The organism is Inquilinus sp. 2KB_23 (assembly GCF_052115705.1).
GTDB classification, from domain to species: Bacteria; Pseudomonadota; Alphaproteobacteria; order DSM-16000; family Inquilinaceae; genus Inquilinus; species Inquilinus ginsengisoli_A.
In genome coordinates, this window is the sequence record NZ_JBFRHF010000022.1 from 51,712 (window position 1) to 75,855 (window position 24,144).

General features: G+C 69.9%; 21 protein-coding genes. 5 read left to right on the forward strand and 16 right to left on the reverse strand.

Annotated features, from left to right (window positions below):
- Window positions 1–17 precede the first annotated feature (17 nt).
- The 4 genes from AB4112_RS25185 to AB4112_RS25200 all read left to right on the forward strand — a co-directional run bounded on the left by AB4112_RS25185 (window position 18) and on the right by AB4112_RS25200 (window position 7,571).
- On the forward strand, window positions 18–2,363 hold the full coding sequence (locus tag AB4112_RS25185; RefSeq protein WP_441723670.1) for a hypothetical protein: 2,346 nt from the start codon (window positions 18–20) through the stop codon (window positions 2,361–2,363).
- A 103-nt stretch (window positions 2,364–2,466) separates the two neighbouring features.
- Window positions 2,467–3,645 (forward strand): efflux RND transporter periplasmic adaptor subunit, encoded by a 1,179-nt coding sequence (locus AB4112_RS25190; protein WP_441723672.1) that lies wholly within the window; start codon window positions 2,467–2,469, stop codon window positions 3,643–3,645.
- A 39-nt stretch (window positions 3,646–3,684) separates the two neighbouring features.
- Window positions 3,685–6,849 carry an efflux RND transporter permease subunit gene (locus tag AB4112_RS25195; RefSeq protein ID WP_441723674.1) on the forward strand — a complete coding sequence of 1,055 codons (3,165 nt, stop codon included), beginning with the start codon at window positions 3,685–3,687 and terminating at the stop codon, window positions 6,847–6,849.
- Window positions 6,850–6,884: 35 nt separating this feature from the next.
- Window positions 6,885–7,571: a DUF3313 domain-containing protein gene (locus AB4112_RS25200; protein ID WP_441723676.1), complete on the forward strand. Its 687-nt coding sequence runs from the start codon at window positions 6,885–6,887 to the stop codon at window positions 7,569–7,571.
- A 52-nt stretch (window positions 7,572–7,623) separates the two neighbouring features.
- Here the strand turns inward: AB4112_RS25200 and AB4112_RS25205 are convergent, their stop codons facing one another.
- The 5 genes from AB4112_RS25205 to AB4112_RS25225 form a co-directional block, all read right to left on the reverse strand.
- Window positions 7,624–7,914, reverse strand: a complete 291-nt coding sequence (locus AB4112_RS25205; protein ID WP_441723678.1) for an acetyl-CoA carboxylase biotin carboxyl carrier protein subunit — start codon at window positions 7,912–7,914, stop codon at window positions 7,624–7,626.
- Between the two features lie 109 nt (window positions 7,915–8,023).
- Window positions 8,024–8,998: a biotin-dependent carboxyltransferase family protein gene (locus tag AB4112_RS25210; protein ID WP_441723680.1), complete on the reverse strand. Its 975-nt coding sequence runs from the start codon at window positions 8,996–8,998 to the stop codon at window positions 8,024–8,026.
- Between the two features lie 10 nt (window positions 8,999–9,008).
- The gene (locus AB4112_RS25215) at window positions 9,009–9,878 is read right to left on the reverse strand and encodes a 5-oxoprolinase subunit B family protein (protein ID WP_441723682.1); all 870 of its coding nucleotides are present in this window, start codon (window positions 9,876–9,878) and stop codon (window positions 9,009–9,011) included.
- A gap of 25 nt (window positions 9,879–9,903) precedes the next feature.
- Window positions 9,904–11,262, reverse strand: coding sequence for an acetyl-CoA carboxylase biotin carboxylase subunit (locus AB4112_RS25220; protein ID WP_441723684.1), 1,359 nt, complete (start codon window positions 11,260–11,262; stop codon window positions 9,904–9,906).
- Between the two features lie 27 nt (window positions 11,263–11,289).
- Window positions 11,290–12,018: a LamB/YcsF family protein gene (locus tag AB4112_RS25225; RefSeq protein WP_441723686.1), complete on the reverse strand. Its 729-nt coding sequence runs from the start codon at window positions 12,016–12,018 to the stop codon at window positions 11,290–11,292.
- Window positions 12,019–12,283: 265 nt separating this feature from the next.
- Here AB4112_RS25225 and AB4112_RS25230 point away from each other — a divergent pair, with 265 nt between their 5' ends.
- Window positions 12,284–13,201, forward strand: a complete 918-nt coding sequence (locus tag AB4112_RS25230; RefSeq protein WP_441723688.1) for a LysR family transcriptional regulator — start codon at window positions 12,284–12,286, stop codon at window positions 13,199–13,201.
- Between the two features lie 18 nt (window positions 13,202–13,219).
- Here the strand turns inward: AB4112_RS25230 and AB4112_RS25235 are convergent, their stop codons facing one another.
- The 11 genes from AB4112_RS25235 to AB4112_RS25285 all read right to left on the reverse strand — a co-directional run bounded on the left by AB4112_RS25235 (window position 13,220) and on the right by AB4112_RS25285 (window position 23,764).
- Window positions 13,220–14,443 (reverse strand): ABC transporter substrate-binding protein, encoded by a 1,224-nt coding sequence (locus AB4112_RS25235; protein ID WP_441723690.1) that lies wholly within the window; start codon window positions 14,441–14,443, stop codon window positions 13,220–13,222.
- Between the two features lie 89 nt (window positions 14,444–14,532).
- On the reverse strand, window positions 14,533–15,579 hold the full coding sequence (locus tag AB4112_RS25240; protein WP_441723692.1) for a CobW family GTP-binding protein: 1,047 nt from the start codon (window positions 15,577–15,579) through the stop codon (window positions 14,533–14,535).
- The gene (locus AB4112_RS25245; RefSeq protein WP_441723694.1) at window positions 15,576–15,899 is read right to left on the reverse strand and encodes a hypothetical protein; all 324 of its coding nucleotides are present in this window, start codon (window positions 15,897–15,899) and stop codon (window positions 15,576–15,578) included. Before AB4112_RS25245 ends, AB4112_RS25240 begins: the two co-directional genes overlap by 4 nt.
- A 155-nt stretch (window positions 15,900–16,054) precedes the next feature.
- The gene (locus tag AB4112_RS25250; RefSeq protein WP_309799511.1) at window positions 16,055–16,936 is read right to left on the reverse strand and encodes a polysaccharide deacetylase family protein; all 882 of its coding nucleotides are present in this window, start codon (window positions 16,934–16,936) and stop codon (window positions 16,055–16,057) included.
- Between the two features lie 31 nt (window positions 16,937–16,967).
- Window positions 16,968–18,065: an ABC transporter ATP-binding protein gene (locus AB4112_RS25255; RefSeq protein ID WP_309799513.1), complete on the reverse strand. Its 1,098-nt coding sequence runs from the start codon at window positions 18,063–18,065 to the stop codon at window positions 16,968–16,970.
- Window positions 18,066–18,092: 27 nt separating this feature from the next.
- Window positions 18,093–19,328, reverse strand: coding sequence for an ABC transporter substrate-binding protein (locus tag AB4112_RS25260; RefSeq protein WP_441723697.1), 1,236 nt, complete (start codon window positions 19,326–19,328; stop codon window positions 18,093–18,095).
- A gap of 69 nt (window positions 19,329–19,397) precedes the next feature.
- Window positions 19,398–20,156: an SDR family NAD(P)-dependent oxidoreductase gene (locus tag AB4112_RS25265; RefSeq protein ID WP_441723699.1), complete on the reverse strand. Its 759-nt coding sequence runs from the start codon at window positions 20,154–20,156 to the stop codon at window positions 19,398–19,400.
- Window positions 20,157–20,172: 16 nt separating this feature from the next.
- Window positions 20,173–20,919, reverse strand: a complete 747-nt coding sequence (locus AB4112_RS25270; protein WP_441723701.1) for an SDR family NAD(P)-dependent oxidoreductase — start codon at window positions 20,917–20,919, stop codon at window positions 20,173–20,175.
- Window positions 20,916–21,767, reverse strand: coding sequence for an ABC transporter permease (locus AB4112_RS25275; RefSeq protein ID WP_441723703.1), 852 nt, complete (start codon window positions 21,765–21,767; stop codon window positions 20,916–20,918). Before AB4112_RS25275 ends, AB4112_RS25270 begins: the two co-directional genes overlap by 4 nt.
- Before the next feature lie 3 nt (window positions 21,768–21,770).
- The gene (locus AB4112_RS25280; RefSeq protein WP_309799523.1) at window positions 21,771–22,679 is read right to left on the reverse strand and encodes an ABC transporter permease; all 909 of its coding nucleotides are present in this window, start codon (window positions 22,677–22,679) and stop codon (window positions 21,771–21,773) included.
- Window positions 22,680–22,690: 11 nt separating this feature from the next.
- Window positions 22,691–23,764 (reverse strand): ABC transporter ATP-binding protein, encoded by a 1,074-nt coding sequence (locus tag AB4112_RS25285; protein WP_309799525.1) that lies wholly within the window; start codon window positions 23,762–23,764, stop codon window positions 22,691–22,693.
- Window positions 23,765–24,144: the final 380 nt, after the last annotated feature.

The following is a 24,144-nucleotide window of genomic DNA, read 5'->3' on the forward strand; positions in this document are numbered from 1 at the left end:
CTTTCATCGAGGACATCATGCGCAGCACAGCTCGTCTCATCGGCACCCTGTTGATCGGTGCGGCAGCCCTGGGGGCGGCGCCTGTCGCCGCCCTGGCCCAGGCCGGGCCGGCGGCTGTGCCCTCGTTGTCCTGGCCGCGGGATTTCGACCATGGCGACCAGCGGATCGAGATCTACCAGCCGCAGGTCGAAAGCTGGAACGGCGACCACATCGCCGGCCGCGCCGCCATCGCGGTCGGCGCCAAGGAGGGCACCAGCCCGACCTACGCCATCGCCGAATTCAGCGCCGATGCGGACATCGACAAGACCGCCGGCCTGGTCCGGCTGCACGGGATCACCATCGACAAGGTCGACGCGCCGACCGCGCCCGACCAGGCGGCGGGGCTGCAGGCCGCGCTGCAGGCCCAGCTGCCAGCCGCAGGGATGACCGTCGCGCTCGACCATCTCCAGACCAGCTATGCCGCGCGGCAGCAGCTCGACGCCCAGGCTGCCGTGCCGGTGCGGAACGACCCGCCGCGCATCGTCTTCGCCGCGGCGCCGACCGTGCTGGTGCCGATCGACGGCGACCCGGTGCTGCACCCGGTCGACGGAGCCGCCGGCTACCAGCGGGTGGTGAACGCCCGCGCCCTGGTGCTGCAGGACGGGGGCGGGACCTTCCATATCCAGGCCGCCGGGTCCTGGTACGAAGCCTCTGCCCTCGACGGCACCTGGGTGGTGACCACGGCGCCCTCGGCGGCGCTGCGGGCGGTGGCGACGGCGGCCGCCAAATCGGCCGTGCCCGATCCGCTGCTGCCGGAAGGCGGCAAGGCGCCGGCGACCCCGCCCGCGCTGCTGGTGGCGACGCAGCCGACCGAGCTGGTGGTGACCGACGGGCCGCCGCAGATCGCGCCGGTCGCCGGGGTCGGGCTGCTGACCATGACCAATGCCGACCACGCCGTCTTCGTCGACCCCGGCAACAACGCCTACTACCTGCTGGTCTCCGGCCGCTGGTTCCGTTCGACTGGGCTGGACGGGCCGTGGGGCTTCGTCGCAGCGGACGCGCTGCCGGCCGATTTCGCGAAGATCCCGCCGGAAGATCCCAAGGCGGATGTGCTGGTCTCGGTCGCCGGCACGCCGCAGGCCAAGGAAGCGGCGATCGCCGCCGCGATCCCGCAGACCGCCACGGTGTCGCGCAGCAAGGCCAGCCTGCGCGTGTCCTATGCCGGCGGCGCGCCGGAGTTCCGGTCGATCGACGGCACGGCCTTGTCCTATGCCGTGAACACGCCGGTGCCGGTGATCCGGATCGACCCGACGCATTACCTCGCGGTGTCCAAGGGCGTCTGGTTCATGGCCGCGTCGGCGACCGGGCCGTGGCGCATCGCCGACGCGGTGCCGGCGGTGGTCTACGCCATCCCGGTATCGTCGCCGCTGCACTACGTCACCTATGTCCGGATCTATGCGGTGACGCCGCAGACCATCGTGGTCGGCTACACCCCGGGCTATCTCGGCGTCGTGGTCGGGCCTGATGGCACGGTGGTCTACGGCACCGGCTACAGCTACCCGGCCTATGTCTCGGGCGACGTCTGGTACGGATACCCCGCGACCTACGGCTACGGCGCCGGCTTCGGGCTGGGCGCGGCGGAGGGCTTCGCCTTCGGCTTCGCGGCCGGGGCGTTGTGGGGCGCCGCCTCCCCCTATTGGGGCCCGTATTGGGGCTATGACGGCGGCTATGTGAACTGGGGCTATGTCGACGTCAACCAGGTCAACGTCTACGGCCGCTGGGGCCGCGGCACGGTCACCCATGCCAGCGGCTGGAACGGCTGGACCGGGACGGGCTGGAGCGGCAGCCATGTCTCCGGCTTCAATCCCTACACCGGCGCCCATGGCCAGGCCGGCCGGGCAGGGGCCTTCGATTGGGACACCGGCGGCTATGCCGCGGGCCGCCAGGGTTCGTTCGCCAATCCCAGCACCGGCGTGGCCGTGGCCGGGCGCGCCGGCATCACCGGCAATGTCGACAGCGGCGACTACCAGGCCGGCCGCGAGATCGCCGGGGTCGACCGCCAGACCGGCCGGGCCGGCGCCGCCCGGACCACGGTCACGGGCAACGCCCAGGACGGCGACCGCTCGGTCGACCGGCAGGGTGCGGTGGTCAACCGCCGCACGGGGACAGGCGCGGTCTGGAACGACGGCAACGTCTATGCCGGCCATGACGGCAACGTCTACCAGCACACCGACGACGGCTGGCAGAAGCGGGACTCCGGCGGCTGGCAGCCGGCGCAGCGCGACGACCGCACGCTGGGCGATCTCGACGGCCAGCGCCAGGCCCGCGGCGTCGGCCAGCAGCGGCTGAACAGTTTCGGCGACGGCCGCCGGTTCCGGCGCTGACCGGAGCGGCCGCCGCGCCGCTCCCGGAGCACGACAAGCGATCTTGAAGACAGGCGGCAGGGCCGGCAGGCCGGACGCTGCAGAGGGTGGAGCCATGGCAACGATGTGGTCCCGAACGATCGGCGGTCCGGGGGGATGGACGGCGCGGCTGGTGCTGTTCGGCGGGTTGGGCGCCGGCCTGGCCGCCTGCAACGAGCAGAACGCCTATGTGCCGCCGCCGCCGCCCAAGGTGACGGTGGCGCAGCCGGTGCAGCAGCCGGTCACCGCCTATCTCGAGCTGACCGGTTCGACCGAGGCCTTCAACGCCGTCGATCTCGAGGCCCGGGTGCAGGGCGACCTCGTCGCCATCGACTACCAGGACGGCGCGCTGGTGAAGCAGGGCACCACGCTGTTCCGGATCCAGCGCGACACCTATGAGGCGCAGCTGCAGCAGGCCAAGGCGGAGCTGATCCTGCAGCAGGCCGGGCAGGCGAACGCCCAGTCCGAATACAATCGCCAGGCGTCGCTGGGGAAGAACCAGTTCGCCTCCGAGGCCCATGTCGAGGACGCCAAGACCCTTCTCGACCAGAAGACGGCCGCGGTGATGCAGGCGCAGGCCAATGTCGACCTCGCCACCATCACCCTGGGCTACACCGAGATCACGGCGCCGTTCGACGGCGTCGTCACCGCGCATCTCGCCGATGTCGGCGCCCTGGTCGGCTATGGCGGCCCGACCAAGCTGGCCAGCCTCGTCCAGACCGACCCGACCCACGTCACCTTCACCGTCAGCGAGCAGCAGGTGCTGCAGGTGAAGCAGGGTCTCGCGGCCCAGGGCCGCAAGGTGTCGGATCTGCACGAGGTGCCGGTCGAGATCGGGCTGCAGACCGAAACCGGCTACCCGCACCGGGGCACGATCGACTACATCGCCCCGCAGATCGACCCCAGGACCGGCACCCTGACGGTGCGCGGCCTGTTCGAGAACAAGGATCTGGCGCTGCTGCCGGGCCTGTTCACCCGGGTGCGCGTCCCGGTCGGCCCGAAGCAGGCCGGGCTGCTGGTCGACGACACGGCGATCGGCACCAGCCAGCTCGGCAGCTACCTCCTGGTCCTCGGCAAGGACGATGTGGTCGAGCAGCGCCGCGTCACCCTCGGGCCGGCCGACGGGGCGTTGCGCGTGGTCCGCGACGGCATCGGGCCGGACGACTGGGTGGTGATCGGGGGGATCCAGAAGGCCATCCCCGGCAGCAAGGTCGCCCCCGACAGGGCCGCCATGGCCAGCCAGCCTGCCGCCGCCAAGCCTTAGCCGCCGTCGCGCGTCACCTCCAGTCCCCAGAGGGGTCCCATGTTCTCGCGCTTCTTCATCGAGCGGCCGGTTCTCTCCAACGTGCTGGCCCTGGTCATCGTGCTGATCGGGGCGATATCGTTGCTGCGCCTGCCGATCTCGCAATACCCCAACGTCGTGCCGCCGACGGTGCAGGTGACCACGGTCTATCCCGGCGCCAGCGCCCGGACGATCATGGACACGGTCGCCCTGCCGGTCGAACAGCAGGTCAACGGCGTCGAAGGCATGATCTACATGCAGTCGACCAGCGCCAGCGACGGCACCTACACCCTGACCGTCACCTTCGACATCGGCACCGACCCCGACCTGGCCCAGGTGCTGGTGCAGAACCGGGTCGCGATCGCGCTGTCGTCCCTGCCGCAGGCGGTGCAGGTGCAGGGCGTCAACGTCCAGAAGAAGTCGACCGCGGTGCTGCAGTTCATCACGCTGTCCTCCGCCGACGACCGGTATGACGGGCTGTTCCTGTCGAACTACGCCGTGATCAACCTGGAGAAGGAGCTGGCCCGGCTGCCCGGGATCGGCAACGTCACCGTGTTCGGCGCCGGCCCCTACGCCATGCGGGTGTGGATGGACCCGGACAAGCTGCAGGCCTACGGCCTGGTGCCGGCCGACGTCGTCGGCGCCATCCAGCAGGAGAGCCAGGAGGTCACGGCCGGCATGGTCGGGATGCCCCCGGCCCCGGACGGCCAGAACTTCCAGTACACCGTGAACGTCGCCGGCCGGCTGGACGCCGCCGCCGATTTCGAGACGATCGTGGTCAAGGCCGACAACCAGAACGGCGGCCGCCTGGTCCGGGTCCGCGACATCGGGCGGGTCGAGCTGGGGTCGCAGAGCTACAGCCACACCGCGACCCTGAACGGGCATCCCACGGCCGCCATCGGCATCTTCCAGCTGCCGGACGCCAACGCCCTGGCGGTGGCGGGGGAGGTGCGGACGAAGATGGCGGAGCTGGCCAAGGCGTTCCCCCAGGGCCTGACCTACGACATCCCGTTCGACACCACCAAATTCGTCAGCGCCTCGATCGACGAGGTCTACAAGACCCTGATCGAGGCGGCGGTCCTGGTGCTGGTCGTCATCCTGCTGTTCCTGCAGGATTGGCGCGCCATGCTGGTGCCGGCGACCACGGTGCCGGTCACCATCATCGGTGCCTTCGCGGCGATGGCGATGCTCGGCTTCAGCGTCAACACCGCGACCCTCTTCGCCATCGTGCTGGCCATCGGCATCGTTGTCGACGACGCCATCGTCATCGTCGAGGGCGTGTCGCGCCACATGGAGGCGGGGCTGAGCGGCCGGGAGGCCGCGGTGAAGGCGATGGGCGAGCTGTTCGGCCCGATCATCGGCATTACCCTGGTGCTGATGTCGGTGTTCGTGCCGGCCGCCTTCCTGCCTGGGCTGACCGGCCAGATGTACCAGCAATTCGCCCTGGTGATCGCCGCCACCGCCATCATCAGCGCGATCAACGCCGCCACGCTGAAGCCGACGCAATGCGCGCTGTGGCTGAAGCCGCCGACCCCGCCGGAGCAGCGCAACCTGATCTATCGCGGCTTCAACCGGGGCTACGGCGCGCTGGAGCATTGGTATGAACGGCTGGTCCGGCGCATGGTCGGCCACAGCACCCTGATGGTGCTGGTGGCCTTCGGGCTGATCGGCCTGGCGGTCTGGGGCATGTCGCGGGTGCCGACGGCGTTCCTGCCGATCGAGGACCAGGGCTACGCCATCATCAGCGTGCAGCTGCCCGAGGGCGCATCGCTGCAGCGCACCGACCGCGCCGTGGCGGAGGTGACGAGGATCGCGCTGGCCACCCCCGGCGTCGCCAATGTCGTCGGCGTCAGCGGCATCTCGGTGCTTGACAACAACGCCACGCTGTTCAACGCCGGCATGGCCTATGTGATCTTCAAGGACTGGTCGGAGCGCGGCCGCGACGAAAGCCTGCCGGCGATCTACCGCAAGCTGACGGCATCGCTGGCCGACCTGCAGGACGGGGCGGCCTTCGTGCTGGTGCCGCCGCCGATCCAGGGCATCGGCAATTCCGGCGGCTTCACCATGCAGCTGCTGGTCAAGGACGGCAGCGCCGACTTCGCCCAGCTGCAGGGCACCGCGCGCGAGGTGGTGGCCAAGGCGGCGACGCAGTCGGCGCTGCAGCGCGTGAACACCACCTTCAGCGCCGGCACGCCGCAGCTGTTCCTGGCGGTGGACCGGATCAAGGCCGAGACGCTGGGGGTGACCGTCGGCCAGGTGTTCTCGACGCTCGAGGCCTATCTCGGCTCGACCTACGTCACCCAGTTCAACAAGTTCAACAACGTCTTCCAGGTCTACGCCCAGGCCGAGGCGCAGCACCGGCTGGTCCCCGACGACATCCTGAAGCTGAAGCTCCGGACCCCGGACGGGCAGATGGTGCCGCTGGGCAGCCTCCTGACCGTGCAGACGGTGCAGGGGCCGCCGCTGATCAGCCTGTACAACCTCTACCCGTCGGTCACCCTCGCGGGCGGTCCGGCGCCGGGCTTCAGCTCGGGCCAGGCGATGGGGCTGATGGACCAGATCGCGGCGCAGACCCTGCCGCCCGGCTACGGCTCGGACTGGACCGCGATGTCCTACCAGGAAAGGATCGTCGGCAACCAGATCTACCTGATCTTCGGTCTGGCCCTGGTCCTGGTCTACTTCGTGCTGGCCGGCCAGTACGAAAGCTGGACCCAGCCCCTGTCGGTCATCCTGGCGGTGCCGCTGGCCCTGCTTGGCACGGTCGCGGCGCTAAACCTGCTCGGCGTCGCCAACAACCTGTACACCCAGATCGGCGTCATCCTGCTGATCTCGCTGGCGGCCAAGAACGCCATCCTGATCGTCGAGGTGGCGCGGGAGAAGCGGGCCGAGGGCGTGGACATCGCCGACGCGGCGGTGGAGGCGGCGCGGGCCAGGTTCCGGCCGATCCTGATGACGTCCTTCGCCTTCATCCTCGGCGTCCTGCCGCTGGTCTTCGCCACCGGGGCAGGGGCCAATTCCCGCATCTCGATCGGCATCGCCGTGGTCAGCGGCATGCTGGCCTCGACCTGCCTCGCGGTGCTGTTCGTGCCGTCCTTCTTCACCGTGCTGCAGCGGCTGTCGGAACGCAAAGGCGCGAAGGCGCCGCATGCGGCCCCCGCGACCGATGCGCCGGGCGGAAGCCACTGATCGCAGACCATCCGATCCGAACCAGGAGAACCAAGATGAAACTGTTGCAGATACCAGTGGTGGCCGCGGCGATCGCCCTGGCCGCCTGCGGCTCGAACAAGCCGCAAACAACCGCCGGCCTGTCCGGGGAAATGCCGCTCGCCGCGCCGACCGAGGGCAGCACCGCCGCCGGCAACCTCGGCGACAACACCCTCGTCTACCGGTCGCCGAAGCTCGACCTCTCGAAGTATCACGGCGTCTACATCCCGGCCGCCGATGTCTATCGTGGTGCGGATGCCGATTTCGGCGAGGTCTCGCCCCAGGACCAGCAGCTGCTCGGCCTCGCCCTGACGCAGGATGTCGGACGCGCGCTGTCGCGCAACCGCAACGTGGTCTCGCGCCCCGGGCCGGGCATCGTCACCCTGCAGCTCACCCTCGCCGGGATCTCCAAGACCCGGCCGATCCTGTCGCTGACCAGGATCACGCCGATCGGGCTGGGGATCACCGCCATCAAATCTGTCGGGGACATGCCGGCCGCCTTCGTCGGCGCCGTGACCGTCGCGGGCAAGTTCACGGATTCCCAGACCGGCCAGATCCTCGGCGGCTTCGTCACCCGGCAAAGCCCGCCGGCCTATGACCTGCGGTCGTCCGCCGGCACGGTGGAGACGGCGCGGCTCGCCCTGACCCATATGGCGTCCGGTCTGGCCAACGCGATCGACGACGTGGTCGGGAAGCGGCGCTAACGGCCTGGTCCAGGGGTGGAGCGACAGCTCCGTCCCGGCTCCGCGGTTCCGGTCAGTCGATCACGACCACGGTCTGGTCGGCATCCAGCCCCTCGGCGCCCTCGGCGACATGGACCGCAGCGACGGTGCCGGCGACCGGTGCCTCGTGCGGCACCTCCATCTTCATCACCTCCATGATGAACAGGGTGTCGCCGGCCGTCACCGTATCGCCGGGCTTGACCAGCACCTTCCACATGTTGCCGGCGGTCTGGGTCTTCACTTCGGTCGCCATGGTCCTGCTTCCCTGCTGATGGCGATGGTCCGGTCGTCCCCGGCCCGCCCTGTTCCCACCCTTACCTGTCATTGCCCGGCTTGACCGGGCAATCCAGGGGCCGTCGAGAGCCGCTCTGGCCGCCCCTGGATGCCACGGTCGAGCCGTGGCATGACACTGAAGGTTGAATTCCTAGTCGCCGTCACCCGGCCTCGATCGACGTCTCCGTGCACAGGTCGCGCAGCCGGCGTGCCATGGCCTGGGTCTCGTCGACCGAGACCGCCTTGAAATTGTAGATCTCGCCGGGCCGGGACTGGCCCAGCTTCCAGAACACCGCCTGCGGCACCGTGTAGGGGTTGATGAAGCCGCCCATCGACGGGCCGTCGCTGACCAGGATGATCGGCGTCTGCCCGGCCAGGTTGATGGCACCGAGGGGATAGCCCTGGTCGATGATGTTGGACGGCAGCGACCCGTGTTCCGGCGCCTTGTCCGTCGCCTTGGCGGCGAAGCTCCACTCCGGCCCGTCCAGGCGGAAGCCGGTGCGGTCGGATTTCGAGGACAGCTTCCAGTCGGCGGACAGGAAGCGCTCGTGCCCGGCGGTGTCGATCCAGTCGTCGTTCGGCCCGGCCACCACCTCGATGGTCCAGCGCTTGCCGACGGCGAAGGCCGGCCGTGCCGATTCCTTCACCCGGCGGCCCGGCTTCCCCGCGGCCTCGGCCACCGGCACCACCTGGCCCTCCTTCAGCGCCCGGCCGCCCATGCCGCCGACGCCGGCCTTGTGGAAGGTGGCGCGGGCGCCCAGCCAGGGCTCCGTGCTGATGCCGCCGGCGACGGCGATGTAGCCGCGGGCGCCGGTGCGGGCGAAGGCCATCGCCAGCGTCTGGCCGGCCTTGACCGCCACCGACTGCCACAGCGGGAACGGCGCGCCGTCCAGCGTGGCCTGCATCTCGGCACCGGTCACCGCGACCACGCCGTCGCGCTGGAACTTCAGGGTCGGGCCCAGGAACTGGCACTCCAGCCCTGCGGCGCCGGGGTCGTTGCCGACCAGCACATTGGCCAGGCGGAACGACCAGGAATCCATCGGGCCCGAGGGCGGGAAGCCCTGGTTCCAGAAGCCGATGCGGCCCGGCCAGTCCTGCACCGAGGTCTCGAGCCCCGGCTTGATCACTTCGAGCATGCGGGCCTCCTCAGAACCGGCGGGTGAGGTCGAGCGCCCCGACCCAGCGCTTGTACTGGCGGACGGAGAATTTCTGGTACTCGACCACGTTGTAGACGTAGCTGCCGTCGGCGACCCGGCGCTCGGCCTCTTCGAACTCCTCGACCGAGCAGGGCACGAACTTCACCCGGTCGCCGGGGCGGAACAGGCAGATCGAGTGCTCGAACACGTCGAAGCGTTTCTCCGGATCCCAGATCGGCACCGGGATGCGGCCGAAGATCTGGTAGCCGCCGGGCAAATGCTCCGGGTAGATCGCGGTCGAGGCGCCGCCCATCCCGACCGTGCCCTTCGGCGTCCAGGTCCGCGGCGGGTTGTATTTCGGCGCGGTCAGCTTGCAGCGCGGGTCCAGCGCCATCATGAAGGGCAGGCCGGGCCAGAAGCCCAGCGCCGCCACCCAGTATTCGGTGCCGGAATGCACCCGGACGAACTGCTCCACGTCCGACAGCCCGTTCAGCTCGGCCACGAATTCGGGGTCGGTCTGCTTCGGCGCGATCTTGGCGATGTAGTCTTGCACGCACTCCCGGGTCCAGGGGTCGAGATAGACGGTCGGGAAGTAGAAGATCCTGCTTTCCAGCTCGATGTCGTCGGACGGGCCCAGGGCGGCGATCAGCCGCTCCAGCTCGCGCGACAGGTCGGCGTAGGAGATCTCGTCCGGCTCGTAATGGATCAGCATCGAGGCGAAGCAGGGCGCGGTCTCGATCACCCCCTTGGTCTTCTGCTCGGCGATGGCGGTGGCCAGGCCCTGGGCCATGAAGTTCAGCTCGAGATTCATCTCGTTGCCGAACTCGATCAGCAGGTAGCGGTCGCCGCCCGGCCGGAACTGTGGTCTGTCGTAGATCATCCCTGTCTCCCTGCCGGTTCTCGCATCAGCCGATCAATTCAGCCTTGTGGGTGTCGACGAAGCTGGTGGTGGTGCGTCCCGCGCGGAAGGCGGGGTGGCCGATGGTGCGCGCCAGGAACGGCGCGTTGGCCACCAGCCCCTCGACCTCAACCCGCGCCAGCGCCGCCAGCATCCGGGCGATGGCGGCGTCGCGGTCCGCGCCATGGGCGATGATCTTCGCGATCATCGGGTCGTAGAACGGCGTCACCGCATCGCCCTGGCGCACGCCGGTGTCGACCCGGATGCCCTCCATGCCCTCTGGCAGCACCAGCCTTTTCAGCGTGCCGGGCTGGGGCAGGAACATCCTGGCCGGGTTCTCGGCATAGAGCCGGCATTCGATGGCGTGGCCGGATTGGCGGATGTCCTCCTGGCGCAGCGCCAGGGCCTCGCCGGCGGCCAGGCGCAGCTGCAGCCCCACCAGGTCCAGGCCGGTCACCGCCTCGGTGACGGGGTGTTCGACCTGGATCCGGGTGTTCATCTCCAGGAAGAAGAAGCCCTGGCTGTCGTCATCGACCACGAATTCGATGGTGCCGGCGCCGCGATAGCGCACCGCCTCGGCCAGGGCCACCGCCGCCGCCGTCATCCGGGTGCGGGTGGCGGCGGAGATGCCGGGCGAGGGGCTCTCCTCGACGATCTTCTGGAACCGGCGCTGGATCGAGCATTCGCGCTCGAACAGATGCACGGCGCGGCCGTCGCCGAAGCCGAAGATTTGGACCTCGACATGCCGGGCGTTGCGGACATAGCGCTCCAGGAACACCGCGCCGTCGCCGAAGCTGCGCGCCGCCATGCCCTGGGTGGATTCCGCGACGCGGCGCAGATCGGCCTGGGCGTCGACCACGCGCATGCCGATGCCGCCGCCGCCGCCCGAGGCCTTGACCAGCAGCGGGAAGCCGACCGCGTCGCCGGCCGCTTCGATGCCCTCCAGGTCGCCCTCGGGGAAGCGCCGGCTGCCGGGCAGCACCGGCACGCCGGCGGCCTCGGCCAGGGCGCGGGCGCGGGCCTTGTCGCCCATCGCCTCGATCGACTCCGGCGTCGGCCCGACCCAGGTCAGCCCGGCCTCCACCACGGCCCGTGCGAAGCCCTCGTTCTCGGCCAGGAAGCCGTAGCCGGGATGGACGGCATCGGCGCCGGTGGCGCGCGCCGCGGCCAGGAGGGCGTCGATCTTGAGGTAGCTCTCGGCCGGCTTGGACGGTCCGATGCGCACCGCCTCGTAGGCCAGGGCGGTGTGCATCGCGCCGGCGTCGGCGTCGGAATGGACCGCGACGGTCGCCAGCCCCAGCGCCCGGGCGGCGCGGATGATGCGGCAGGCGATCTCGCCGCGATTGGCGATCAGGAGCTTGTTCATGGCCGGTTGTTCATGGCTGGCGGCGCCTCACGCCGCGCGCAGATACGGGCCGATGGCGTCGCGCACCGCGCGCGCCACCTCGACCGCGTTCGGCGTGTCGGAATGGATGCAGATCGATTCCGGCTTCACCGCGATGTCCAGCCCGCCCTGCGAGGTCACCTTGCCTTCGGCCAGGGCGCGCAGCGACCGGTCCGCCGCACGCTGGGGGTCGACGATGCCGCGCGACCGCACGATCACCAGGTAGCCGTCGTCGCCATAGTCGAGGTCGGCATAGAATTCGGAGACCAGGCGGTGGCCGCGGCTCTGGTACACCGTCTCGTGCAGCGTCCCGACCATGCCCAGCAGCGGCACCCGGAACACGTCGGCCGCGTCGCAGATGGCATGCGCCACATGCTCCTGCTGCGCCGCCATGCCGTACAGGGCGCCATGCGGCTTGATGTGGTTCAGCCGCATGCCCTCGGCCTCCAGGAAGCCCTTCAGCGCACCGATCTGGTAGATGATGCAGTTGGCCAGCTCCTCGCGGCCGATCTTCATCTCGCGCCGGCCGAAGCCCTGCAGGTCGGGCAGCGACGGATGGGCGCCGACCCTGACGCCGTGCCGGCCGGCCAGCTGCACCGTGTGGCGCATGTGGTTGAAGTCGGAGGCGTGGAAGCCGCAGGCGACATTGGCGACCGAGATCAGCGGCATCAGCGCGTCGTCGTCGCCCATGCGGTACAGGCCGAAGCCCTCGCCCATGTCGCAGTTGATCTCGGTCATGCCGGGTCGGTCCTCGCCTGGGTCAGGGGGTGGGGCGCGGGGCAGGGGGCGGGCAGGGCACGGCGGTGCCCGGGCGCGGATCGCGCATGGAGGCCTCTCTGTCTGGATCCGGCCGGCCGCGAGCCTCGGGGGCCCGTCATTGGGAACGCCTGGACCGGTTGTGGCCACCAGCATTGCCCGGCGCGGCGGCCCTGTGAAATAGTATCTTCTTCTGACCGATATCTGATTTTCAGATATCGGTCGGCGTCGGGCCGCGGGGGATGGCATGGGCTTCTCGTTTCGCCAGGTGCGCTACTTCATCGCCGCGGCGGAGCTGGGCCAGGTCAGCCACGCGGCGGTCGAGCTCAACGTCTCGCAATCCGCGGTGACGGCGGCGATCAAGCAGCTGGAGGAGCTGCTCGGCACCCGGCTGCTGGTCCGCCACGCCAGCGGCGTGTCGCTGACCCTGGAGGGCGCGCGCTTCCTGCCCCAGGCCCGGGCCATCGCCGCCGCGGTGGCCGAGGCGATGCGGGTTTCGGGCGAGGCGCCGACGGTCGAGGGGCGGGTGCGCGTCGGCGTCTCCTACACCATCGCCGGCTATTTCCTGCCGCCCTACCTCGCCCGGTTCCGCCGCGCCTATCCCGGAGTGACGGTCGAGCTGCGCGAGACCCACCGCACCGCGATCGAGGACGGGCTGGTGCGCGACGAGCTCGACCTCGCAGTGATGCTGACCTCCAACCTCGAGAACACCGACCAGCTGCGCTGCGAGACCCTGTTCCGCTCCGCCCGCCGCCTGTGGCTGCCGGTCGACCATCCCCTGCAGAAGGCCGAGCGGGTGTCGCTGGCCGATGTGGCGCGCGAGCCCTACATCATGCTGACGGTCGACGAGGCGGCCTTCACCGCCCGGCGCTACTGGGACCGCACGCCGCACCAGCCCAATGTGATCTTCCAGACCTCGTCGGTCGAGGCGGTCCGGTCCATGGTCGCGGCCGGGATGGGGGTGACCATCCTGTCCGACATGGTCTACCGGCCGTGGTCGCTGGACGGGCAGCGCATCGACAAGCGGGCGCTGGCGGAGGAGGTGCCGACCATGGATGCCGGCCTGGCCTGGAAGCGCGACCTGGTGGCCAGCCCGGCGGTGCGCGCCTTCCGCGACCATCTCGGCCTGGCGTTCCGCACCCCGATCGCTGCCGCCGCTCCTTGAGCAGGGCGGAGCCCCGTCTCACCCGGCCGTCAGCTCCGACCAGCGGCGGGCGAGGTAGTTGTGCTCGTCCATCACGGTGTTCCACACCGCGATGCGGCTGGCGCGCCGCCAGTAGGAGCCGCCGGAGCGCACGGCGCCAGCCTTCACCGCCACCCGCCCGTCGGTGCCCTCCAGATCCTTGGCCGCCGGCTTGCCCTCGTACCAGTAGTCCCATTCCGCCGGGTCCAGGAACGGGCGCACCCGCTTGGGGATCGACATGTAATAGCCCTGCCGGGCCATCACCGCCCCGGGCCAGCCGGCCAGCCACCAGTTCAGATAGGCATAGGCCACATCAAGCGCCCGGCCGGACAGCGGGGCGGCGATGCACAGGCCGCCATGCCAGGCGCGATAGCCCTCGCGCGGCGCCGCCTCGCGCACCGGCACGCCCAGGCCGGCCAGGGCGACCGCGGCCGGCGCCCAGCTGCTCTGGATCGCCGCCCGGTGGTCCACCATCAGGCGCTTGGCGTCGGCCATGGTCTGCCAGAAGCCGCAGAAATGGCCCTGCTGCTTGCGCGCGATCAGCAGGTCGATCAGCCGGTCGATCTCCGGCAGCGTCATGTTGCCGATGTCGGCGAAGCTGGCCTCGCCGCGGGCCTGCGCCGCCAGCGCCGCGTCGAACACGCCGATCGCCGGCTCGTCGACCAAAGCGACCCGGCCGTGCCAGCGCTCGTCCAGCAGCCAGCCCCAGCTCTCGGTCTCGTAGGGCAGGCCGGGCGGCACCACCGTCGGGTCATAGGCGAAGGCGTCGACGTTGTGCACCGCCGGCAGCATGCTGATGTGGCGCGACGGCTGGGGGCCCAGCGACCGGTCGGGCTGGACGTACAGCTTCTTCACCGGCGCGTCGCCATGGCCGATCATGGCGTCGGCGCCCAGCCGCCCGGTCTTGGTCAGGTCGTTGACCTCGCCCCAATGCTGGATGCGGGCGGTGTCGATCGGTTGGATCGCCTTCCAGAACCAGACGATGTCGAGGTTGTGGAAGCACTGGTCGTAGATGTCGAAGGCGCCGGGCTGGGTCGCCGCCTTCTGCTGGGCCCCGAGGAAGTCGAGGGTCTCATAGCGGATGGTGATGCCGAGATCGGCCTCGGCCCGCTCGCGGATGCTGTCCAGCAGGGTGATCTCGGTGCCCAGGACGCGCAGATGCGGCCGGCCCTCGGTGTGGACCGCCGGCGTGCTCAGAACGGTGTCGGCTGCGTCCGCGGCCATGGTCTTTCCCTCGGGCGAAACCGGTATAGAAGCGGATTTGCTGGCGCCTGACCAGCGCGGCGCAGCGGCTGCCGTTGCCGGTCACGCGGTCACGCCAGGACCGGCGCGACCGTGGCGAAGGCGGCCTGGAAGGCGGCGAAGGACTGTTCGATCTCGGCCCTCGAGATGCCGCGGGTGATGAACACCAGCCGCGACCGCCGGTCCCCGTCCGGCCAGGCGTCGAGATGCGACGGCGCATGCACGATGTGCTGGGCGCATTGGACCACCACCGGGGTGGCGACGCCGGCCACGTTCAGCAGGCCCTTCACCCGCAGCACGTCATCGCCGCGGCTGTGCAGCAGCAGCGTCAGCCAGATGCCGAACACGGTCCAGTCGACCCGGTCCTCGACCGCCAGCACGAAGGCGGCGATGTCGCGGTCGTGGCGGTTGACGTCATGCTCATGGCGGTGCCAGGCGGCGCTGCCGGTCCAGCGCGCCAGGTCGAACCAGCGGCGAATTTCGGCCGGTTTGGTCGCCGGGTCGAAGGCGTCGCTGCCGATCAGGATCTCTGCCGCCGGCGGGGCGTTCGCCGACCGCCACAGCGGCGCCGCCGGGTTCAGGGCGGTCAGCCGCGCCTCCAGCGCCGCCACCGCCTGCGGCGCCGCCAGGTCGGTCTTGGTCAGCAGGATGCGGTCGGCCACCGCCGCCTGCTTCGCGGCTTCCGGCTGGCGGTCCAGCTGCATCGCCCCGTTCACGGCATCGACCGTGGCGATGACGTTGCCCAGCCGGAAATGATGCCGGATCACCGGCTCGCTCATGACCGTCGCCAGCACAGGGATCGGGTCGGCCAGGCCGGTGGTCTCGACGATCAGCCGGCCGAAGGCGGGGATGGCGCCGGCCTCGCGCCGGTCGTACAGGCCGCGGATGGCGCGGCCGAGGTCGCCGCGGATGGTGCAGCAGATGCAGCCGCTCTGCATCAGCACCACGTCCTCGTCCACCATCTGCAGCAGGTGGTGGTCCAGCCCGACCTCGCCGAACTCGTTGATCAGCACGGCGCAGCCGGCGAAGGCCGGGTCGTTCAGGATGTGGCGCAACAGCGTGGTCTTGCCGCTGCCGAGGAAGCCGGTCAGGACGTTGACGGGAATGGGCCCGGTCATCGCGGATCCCTCGCGGCGATCCGGGCCAGGAGGGCAGGGTCGAGCGGGTCGATCGGCCGGCCCAGCATCTGCGCCGCGGCCGCCCACACCGCCGGCAGGGCGTCGACGATCTCGCGCCGGCCGGTGGCGCCGCTCAGCACGAAGGCGCTGCCCTGCCAGTCGTCGAGGCGGAGCCCGTACAGACCGAGGATGCGGTTGGCCGCGGCGGCGCGGTGCAGCCGCTCGGCCCGCCGGGTGCGGGCGGCGCCGAACACCTCGGGCCGCGCCGATTCCGCCGTCCAATGCTCCTCGCCGCCCAACACGCCGCAGACGCCGCACATGGTGAACCCTTCCTTCTCAATCGACGGCAAGGCCAACCCAACTGTCATGCCACGGCTTGACCGTGGCATCCAGGGGCGGCCAGAGCGGCTCTTGGTGGCCCCTGGATTGCCCGGTCAAGCCGGGCAATGACAGTATGGGAGAAGGCGTCTCAGGGTCACTTCTTCCGCGGGTTCCGCCGCGCGAAATCATCGGCCATCTCGTCCATGGTGACGAAGCGCACGCCGGGGTGCTTGATCATGTGGGCGTACAGCCGCTCCAGCATCATCAGCACCTGGGGCCGGCCGGCGACGTCGGGGTGGATGGTGATCGGGAACACGGCGTAATCGTATTCGCGGTAGACCCAGTCGAACTGGTCGCGCCACATCTCCTCGATCTGCCGCGGGTTCACGAAGCCGTGGCTGTTCGGCGACTTCTTGATGAACATCATCGGCGGCAGGTCGTCGAGGTACCAGCTGGCCGGGATCTCGATCAGGTCGGTCTCGACGCCGCGCTGCAGCGGCACCATCCAGTCGCTCGGCTTCTTGGCGAAGTCGATCTTGGTCCATTTGTCGCCGACGCGGACGTAGTAGGGCTCGAAATCCTTGTGCATCAGCGAGTGGTCGTACTTGATGCCCTTCTTCAGCAGCAGCTCGTTGCTGACCGGGCTGAACTCCCACCACGGCGCGACATAGCCGGTCGGCCGGCGGCCGGACAGCTGGGTCACCAGCTCGATGCACTTGTCGAGGACCTCCTCCTCCTGCGCCGGGGTCATGGCGATCGGGTTCTCATGGCTGTAGCCATGGATGCCGATCTCGTGCCCGGCCGCGGCCACCGCCGCCATCTGCTCCGGGAAGGTCTCGATCGAATGGCCGGGGATGAACCAGGTGGTCTTGATGCCGAAGCGCTCGAACAGCTTCAGCAGGCGCGGGCTGCCGACCTCGCCGGCGAACAGGCCGCGCGAGATGTCGTCCGGCGAATCCTCGCCGCCATAGGAGCCGAGCCAGCCGGCCACGGCGTCGACGTCCACGCCGAAGCCGCACAGGATCTCTTTCGCCATCAGGGTCTCCTCCTCTTGCTGGGCTGCGCCGTCACGCGGCGGCCCGGATCACCGTCGCCTCGGCGGGTCGCCAGCCGAGCACGACCTCGGCGCTGGACCAGCCGGCGGCGTATTTGTCGACATGGCTCTCGACCCCGATCTCGCGCCCGTCGGCGAGACCGATGGTCAGGTGCAGCGCGTGGCCGGTGACGGCCTGGCCGATCAGCCGGCCGGGCAGGGTGTCGCCGTGCCCGGCCAGGGCGGCGGCATCGCCGGCGCCGGCCACGTCGATCGCCTCGGACGGCACCACCACCGCGGCGGCGTCGCCGACCGCGAGCGTCGGGTCGTTCAGGGTGCCGTGCAGCGGGCCGAAGCCGGTCCCGACCCGGGCCACGGCGCCGTCCCGCGCCTCCAGCCGCCCCGGCAGCACGGTGTTGCGGCCGATGAAGCGGGCGACGAATTCGGTCTGCGGCCGCCGGTACAGCTCCTCGGGCGGGCTGATCTGCTCCACCCGGCCGCGGTTCATCACCACGATGCGGTCCGACAGCGCCAGCGCCTCGGACTGGGCATGGGTGACGAAGACGAAGGTGATGCCGATGTTCCGTTGGAGCAGCTTCAATTCGGCCTGGATCGACTTGCGCAGATTGGCGTCCAGCGCGCCCAGCGGCTCGTCCAGCAGCAGGATGTCGGGCTCGACCACCAGGCCGCGGGCCAGGGCGGTGCGCTGGCGCTGGCCGCCGGACAGGCCGGCGCTGCGGCGCTCGGCGATGTCGGCCAGGTCCAGCACCTGCATCATGCGGTCGGCCTTGGCCCGGCGCTCCGCCGCCGGCAGCCCCTTCACCCTGAGACCGTATTCGATGTTGTCGCGCACGGTCATGTGCGGGAACAGGGCGAAGTTCTGGAAGATGGTCGAGGTCGGGCGCCGCTCGGGCGGCAGGTCGTTGATCCGCCGCCCGCGCACCAGCACGTCGCCGGCGCTGATGCCCTCGAAGCCGGCGATCATCCGCAGCGTCGTGGTCTTGCCGCAACCGGAGGGGCCGACGAAGGAGATGAATTCCCCCTTCGTCGCGCGCAGGTCGAAGTCGATCACGGCCGGCGTGCCGTCCGCATAGGTCTTGCCGACGCGAACCAGTTCGAGATCGTAGGTCACCTTGCGTCCCCTCGGTCTGCTGTCGGATCAGGCGCTCAGGAACTCGTCCCATTTCTGGATGACGTAGTCGTACTGGTCCGGCCACTGGTGCCAATAGGCGACATGGCCGGCCCGGGTCTCAAGCGACCCGCCATCGCGCAGGTCGCCCTCCTTGATGCCGCGGTCGGGGGCGCCGACCCAGGGCTTGCCCTCGTACCAGAAGCCGTACTTCTCCGGCGCCATCACCGATTTGATGTTGGTGGTGGGCGAGTAGTAGCCCTGCTCGGACACCGCGATCGCCGGCGGGCCGGACAGCCAGTAGTCGGCATAGGCCGTCACCGCCGCCTGGTTGGGCGAGCTGGCGATCAGCGACACGCCGATCGCCCAGGCGCGGTAGCCTTCCTTCGGCACGGCGTAGCGGCAGGGCTTGCCCTGCGCCTTCACCGCCATCACCGCCGGCTGCCAGGCGTCGCACACCACCATCTCGCCCGAGGCCATCAGGTTGACCAGCTCGCCGAAATCGCCCCACAGCGCGCGGAACTGGCCGTCCTTCTTCTTGGACACCAGGAACTTCATGGCCTCGTCGATCTCGGCCTGGCTCGGGTTGCCGGGGTTGACGACCTGCGACAGCCCCAGCGTGTTCATCGCCATGATGGCCTGGCCCAGCGCGATCAGCGGATCGGTGTTCAGGCCGGACCGGCCCTTGAACTTCGGGTCGAAGATCGCGGTCCAGGTGTTGGCTTCTTCGTCGGACAGCACCGACGGGTTGTAGCCGATCGAATCGTAGTTGTAGACCGCCGGCACCATCCACAGCTCGGTCTGCGCCTCGTCCTTCCAGATCTGGCCGACGATCTGGGCGCCGCGGGCCCATTTCGGGTCCGGCTTGGTGAAGGTGTCGCGGATATTGGCCCAGTTCTTCAGGCCCGAGGCTGGGATGGCGGTGACGTTGTTGGTCTGCACCACCGACGGCAGCCGCTCGCCGATCACCTCCCAACAGTCGTAGTCGGTGGCGCCGGACAGGATCTTGGTCTGGGCGTCGGGGAAGGTCGCCGCCGTGCCCTGGGTGCTGCCGACGCCGGAGGCGGTCTTGAAATCGGCCAGGATGCGGTCCTGCACCGTGACCGACAGGCCGATGGTGCGCAGCTGCTCCTTCGCCAGGGCAGCGGCCTGGGCATAGGCGTGGCGTGAGTTCAGGAACGGCGTGCCGCCGCCCATCGCCAGCGCCGCGGCGCCGACCGTGCCTTGCAGGACCTGCCTGCGGCTCAATGCGGGGATCTGTGCCATGTGATGCTCTCCCGTTCTGATGAAACCACCCGAAGCCGGCCCTTCTGCGGGGCCGTCAACACGTCGTGTTCAGTAGCGTCCGACCAGGAGCCCGCCGTCGACGACGATGGTCTGGCCGGTGATGTAGCGGGCCGCCGGCGAGGCCAGGAACAGCGCCACGTCGGCGATGTCGTCCGGCTCGCCGACCCGGCCCATGGGGATGAAGGACGCCGCCTTCTCCAGCCCGTCGGGGCCCAGCGAATGCTCGCGCGACAGGGCCTGGGCGGTGCGGATGTAGCCGGGGGCGATGCCGTTGACCCGGATGCCGCTGCGCGCCAGCTCCACCGCCAGGCCGCGGACCAGCCCGACCACACCGGATTTGGCGGCGGAATAGTGCACGTGCTCGTCCCAGCCATAGGCCACGCCCATGATCGAGGACAAGGCGACGATCGACCCCTGGCCGCGGGTGCGCATGCCGGGCAGGGCGGCGCGGACCACGCGGAAGATGCCCTTCAGGTCGATGTCGAAGGTCTGGTCCCATTTGGCATCGGTCATCTGCGACAGCGGCACCCGATGGGCGATGCCGGCATTGGCGACCAGCGCCTCCAGCGCGCCGTGGCGGGCCTCGACATCGGCGACCACGGCGTTGACCCGGTCGGTGTCGGTAACGTCGAGGGCCAGGAACTCACCGCTGCCGCCGGCGTCGCCGATCGCCTTGGCGGTGGCGCGGCCCTCGGCCTCGAGGATGTCGGTGACGACCACGTGGTGGCCGGCGGCGGCGAAGGCCAGCGCCGTGGCGCGCCCGATGCCGATGCCGGCCCCGGTGATCAGGGCAACCTTGCGGGTCATGATCTCTCCTGGCCTCCTACAGCATCACGTCGCCGGAATTGGGTCCCAGCGTCTGGCCGACATAGATCCGGGCGGCGGGGGAGGCGAGGAAGGCCACGGTCTCGGCCACATCCTCCGGCGCGCCGAAGCGGCCGAGCGGCAGCTGCGCCCGCTTCGCCGCGCGCCACTCCTCAGACAGGGCGCGGACCAGCTCGGTCTCGATCGGCCCCGGCGCCACCGCGTTGACCCGCACGCCGCGGCCGCTGACCTCGCGCGCCAGCGCCTTGGTCAGGCCAATGATCCCGGCCTTGGCGGCGCTGTAATGGACCAGGTCGACGCCGCCGATCTGGCCGAGCTGCGAGGCGATGTTGACGATGGCGCCGTCGCCGGCCGCCAGCATCGCCGGGATCGCGGCGCGGCAGCACAGGAAGGTGCCGCGCAGATGCACCGCGATCATCCGGTCCCAGTCGGCCACATCAAGCGCTTCGAAGGGCGACTGGTGGACATGGCCGGCATTGTTGACCAGCAGGGTGCAGTCGCCGAACGCCTCGCGGGCGGCGGCGAAGATCCGCTCCACCGCGTCGGCGTCCGAGACGTCGGCGCCAACCGCTTCGGCCCGCCCACCGGCGGCGCGCAGCGTGGCCGCGACGGCTTCGGCCCGGTCGGCATGCAGGTCGTTGACCAGCACCGCGGCGCCCGCGGCCGCCAGCCGCTCCGCGATCGCCTTGCCGATGCCGCTGGCGGCGCCGGTGACGACGGCGATGTGGTCGGCCAGCGCCGTCATCGCAGATCCTCCTGGATCGCGACGCGCTTGGCCCGGCGGACCGACAGCGCCATCAGGATCCCGTAGACGGCGAGCAGGGCGAAGGAGAACAGCGTGGTCAGCACCCCGAAGGCGAAGATGTTGGGATGGATCTCGACCGAGAAGGTGCCGTAGATCGTCAGCGGCAGGGTCTGGTCGCCGCCCGCCGTGAACAGGGTGCGCGGGAACTCGTCGTAGCTCAGGGTGAAGGCGAACAGCATCGCGCTCAGCACGCCCGGGAAGATCAGCGGGAAGGTGATCTTGCGGAAGGTGCGGATCGGGCTGACGCCGAGGCTCCAGGACGCCTCCTCGATCGACCGGTCGAAGCGGTTGAAGATCGCCAGCATCACCAGGAAGGCGAAGGGGAAGGTGTAGACCACATGGGTGACGAAGGACGTGCCCCACCAGGTGCGCGGGATGCCCAGGCTGTTGGCGACCAGCGCCACGCCCAGCCCGACCAGCACGCCCGGCACCATCATGCCCAGCACGATCAGGTAGAACACCACGCCCGACCCGCGGAAGCGTGAGCGGAAGGCCTGGGCCGACAGGGTGCCCAGCACGGTCGCCGCGACCATGGTCATGAAGGCGAGGGAGAGCGAGCGGACCAGGGCGTTGCCGAGCTGCAGCGGCGCCACCCGCGACGGCGGCGCCCAGCCGAACAGGTGCTGGTACCAGTAGGTCGACCATTCGATGATCGGGAATTGCGGCCCGCCCTCGGGCCCGGACTGGAAGCTCAGCGTCGCCAGCACCGCCAGCGGGCCGTAGAGGAAGACGATGAACAGCGCCGTGAACGCCATCAGCGCGATGCGGAGAAGCGGCTGCCCCTGCATGGCCTAGAGCTCCTTCCGCAGGTCGACCAGGCGCAGCAGGCCTGCGATCACCACGCCCATCACCACCGTCAGGATCACCCCGACCACCGCGGCGAAGGCCCATTTCAGCGACCCGACCTGGGTGACGATGATGTTGCCGAGCATGTTGACCTTGCGGCCGGACAGGGCGGCCGCGGTGGCGAACTCGCCCAGCACCATGACCGAGACGAAGATCGCGCCGACGATCACGCCGGGCAGGCTCAAGGGCAGGATCACGGTGCGGAAGATGCGGCCGGTGCCGGCGCCCAGGTCCCGCGCGGCCTCGATCAGGCTCGGCTCGATGCGCGACAGCATGAAGGCGATCGGCCCGACCATGAACACGACATAGATCTGGGTCATGCCGATGACGACGCTGAGCTCGGTGAACAGGAGGCCGCCGATCGGCTCCGCGATCACCCCCAGCTTCATCAGCAGGATGTTGACCGCGCCCTCGGTGCCCAGCATCGGCCGCCAGGCCAGGATGCGGATCAGGAACGAGGTCCAGAACGGCACCACGCAGACCACCAGCAGGATGGTCTGGACGGTCTTGTTGCGCACGAACAGGCCGATGTAGAGCGCGACCGGATAGCCCAGCGCCAGCGTGGTCGCCAGCACGATCAGCCAGATCCGGACCGTGGTCCACAGCGCCGACAGATAGGTCGAGGTGCCGAAGAAGCTGGCCCAGTTCTGCAGGGTCAGCACCGGCTCGATGGTGAAGGTCTTCTGGGTCCAGAAGCTGACATAGACCATCATCGCGATCGGGATCACGAGGAAGGCCGTCATCCACAGGGCGCCGGGGGCCGCCAGCAGGGCCGCGACCCGCCATCCGGTGCGGCCCCGGGCGGTCCGGGCCGGCGCCGCCTTGGTCATGGTCATCTCCGCTTCGATCGTCATCGCGCGCCCCCTCAGCCCGGGAACACGAGGGCGTCGGCCGCCGGCCAGCGCAGCGCGTAGCGGCGCCCGGCCTCGAAGCTCCTCGGCCGGCGGTGGCTGAGATGGTATTCGACCTCGACCGGCCGGCTGCCGGCGACGTCGAACAGGTAGGTCACCCGGGCGCCGGAATACTCGCCGGCAATGAAGCGGCCGGCGATGCCGGTCTCGCCCGGCCCGGCCGGCGCCTCGCCCTCCGCGACCGTGACCTTGTCGGCCCGGATGCAATAGGCGGCGGCCCCCGTGGCGGCCGCGCCGGGCAGGGGCAGGGCGGCATCGGTGAAGCGGAAGGCGCCGTCGCCGACAATGCCCTGGAAGATGTTGTAGCAGTTGAGGAAGCGCGCGACCCGGACCGAGCCGGGTTGGTTGTACAGGGTCTGCGGCGGGCTGATCTGGGCGATCCGGCCCTGGTCCAGCACGGCGACCCGGCCGCCCATCGCCAGCGCCTCCTGCTCGTTGCCGGTGACATGCAGGAAGGTTCCGCCGAGCTGGGACTGGATGCGCTTCAGCTCGATCATCATGCGCTCGCGCAGATTGGCGTCGAGTGCGCCGAGCGGTTCGTCCAGCAGCACGATCTTGGGGTCGGCCACAAGGGTGCGGGCCAGGGCGACGCGCTGCTTCTGCCCGCCCGAGACCTGGCTGACGGCGCGGGCGCCGAGGCCGGTCAGGCCGAGCAGCTCCAGCGCCTCCGCGACCCGGCGCCGGATCTCGGCCTCGTCGGTCACCGGGCTGCGGCTGCGATTGCGCAGGCCGAAGCCGACATTGTCGGCGACGCTCATATGCGGGAACAGGGCGAAGCCCTGGAACACGAAGCCGATGCCGCGCTCATGCGCCGGCATCGCCAGGATCGAGCGGCCGTCCAGCCGCACGTCGCCGGCATCCGGCGTCTCGAAGCCGGCGATCACCCGCAGCATGGTGGATTTGCCCGAGCCGCTGGGGCCGAGGATGGAGATGTATTCGCCGGCGCCGACCGCCAGCGACAGATCGGCCAGCGCCGCCGCGCCGCCATAGGATTTGGCAATGCCGCTCAGTTCCAGGAGCAGTGTCATGCGTCCCGAGTCTCCCAAGCCTGTCCCAGGCCCCGGCGCCCCATCCGCGTCGTTCGGCGATGCCGCTGCGGGATGGTCGACGTCTCGGCCTGACCAGACGGTAGTCAAAAATGATTTCGGTATGCAATAGTCTTTTTGAGGCGAGCGGAGATTTGCCGAATGGCCGGTTCCGGGTCAAAATCGCACTGGAATATGGGGATGCTCAGGATTCGGGCGGGCCGTGATGCGTCCTGAGGCGAATTGGGTATGCGATAGTCATTTTCTGCCGGTGCCTGCCTGCCCGATGGGCGGCCGCCTCTTGCGCCCGGCCGCGCATGGCGCCATCAGAGAGATCGGGACGCGACCACCGGGACGACCGACATCGAGACGCTGCGGCATTC

What these genes read in the sequence shown, in the direction of transcription:
- AB4112_RS25265 (WP_441723699.1), bottom strand. Translation starts at nt 20,156, where the DNA reads ATGACCCGCAAGGTTGCCCTGATCACCGGGGCCGGCATCGGCATCGGG.
- AB4112_RS25285 (WP_309799525.1), bottom strand. Translation starts at nt 23,764, where the DNA reads ATGACACTGCTCCTGGAACTGAGCGGCATTGCCAAATCCTATGGCGGC.
- AB4112_RS25275 (WP_441723703.1), bottom strand. Translation starts at nt 21,767, where the DNA reads ATGCAGGGGCAGCCGCTTCTCCGCATCGCGCTGATGGCGTTCACGGCG.
- AB4112_RS25260 (WP_441723697.1), bottom strand. Translation starts at nt 19,328, where the DNA reads ATGGCACAGATCCCCGCATTGAGCCGCAGGCAGGTCCTGCAAGGCACG.
- AB4112_RS25270 (WP_441723701.1), bottom strand. Translation starts at nt 20,919, where the DNA reads ATGACGGCGCTGGCCGACCACATCGCCGTCGTCACCGGCGCCGCCAGC.
- AB4112_RS25215 (WP_441723682.1), bottom strand. Translation starts at nt 9,878, where the DNA reads ATGATCTACGACAGACCACAGTTCCGGCCGGGCGGCGACCGCTACCTG.
- AB4112_RS25185 (WP_441723670.1), top strand. Translation starts at nt 18, where the DNA reads ATGCGCAGCACAGCTCGTCTCATCGGCACCCTGTTGATCGGTGCGGCA.
- AB4112_RS25235 (WP_441723690.1), bottom strand. Translation starts at nt 14,443, where the DNA reads ATGGCCGCGGACGCAGCCGACACCGTTCTGAGCACGCCGGCGGTCCAC.
- AB4112_RS25225 (WP_441723686.1), bottom strand. Translation starts at nt 12,018, where the DNA reads ATGACCGAGATCAACTGCGACATGGGCGAGGGCTTCGGCCTGTACCGC.
- AB4112_RS25280 (WP_309799523.1), bottom strand. Translation starts at nt 22,679, where the DNA reads ATGACGATCGAAGCGGAGATGACCATGACCAAGGCGGCGCCGGCCCGG.
- AB4112_RS25250 (WP_309799511.1), bottom strand. Translation starts at nt 16,936, where the DNA reads ATGGCGAAAGAGATCCTGTGCGGCTTCGGCGTGGACGTCGACGCCGTG.
- AB4112_RS25200 (WP_441723676.1), top strand. Translation starts at nt 6,885, where the DNA reads ATGAAACTGTTGCAGATACCAGTGGTGGCCGCGGCGATCGCCCTGGCC.
- AB4112_RS25220 (WP_441723684.1), bottom strand. Translation starts at nt 11,262, where the DNA reads ATGAACAAGCTCCTGATCGCCAATCGCGGCGAGATCGCCTGCCGCATC.
- AB4112_RS25210 (WP_441723680.1), bottom strand. Translation starts at nt 8,998, where the DNA reads ATGCTCGAAGTGATCAAGCCGGGGCTCGAGACCTCGGTGCAGGACTGG.
- AB4112_RS25240 (WP_441723692.1), bottom strand. Translation starts at nt 15,579, where the DNA reads ATGACCGGGCCCATTCCCGTCAACGTCCTGACCGGCTTCCTCGGCAGC.
- AB4112_RS25195 (WP_441723674.1), top strand. Translation starts at nt 3,685, where the DNA reads ATGTTCTCGCGCTTCTTCATCGAGCGGCCGGTTCTCTCCAACGTGCTG.
- AB4112_RS25245 (WP_441723694.1), bottom strand. Translation starts at nt 15,899, where the DNA reads ATGTGCGGCGTCTGCGGCGTGTTGGGCGGCGAGGAGCATTGGACGGCG.
- AB4112_RS25190 (WP_441723672.1), top strand. Translation starts at nt 2,467, where the DNA reads ATGTGGTCCCGAACGATCGGCGGTCCGGGGGGATGGACGGCGCGGCTG.
- AB4112_RS25205 (WP_441723678.1), bottom strand. Translation starts at nt 7,914, where the DNA reads ATGACAGGTAAGGGTGGGAACAGGGCGGGCCGGGGACGACCGGACCAT.
- AB4112_RS25230 (WP_441723688.1), top strand. Translation starts at nt 12,284, where the DNA reads ATGGGCTTCTCGTTTCGCCAGGTGCGCTACTTCATCGCCGCGGCGGAG.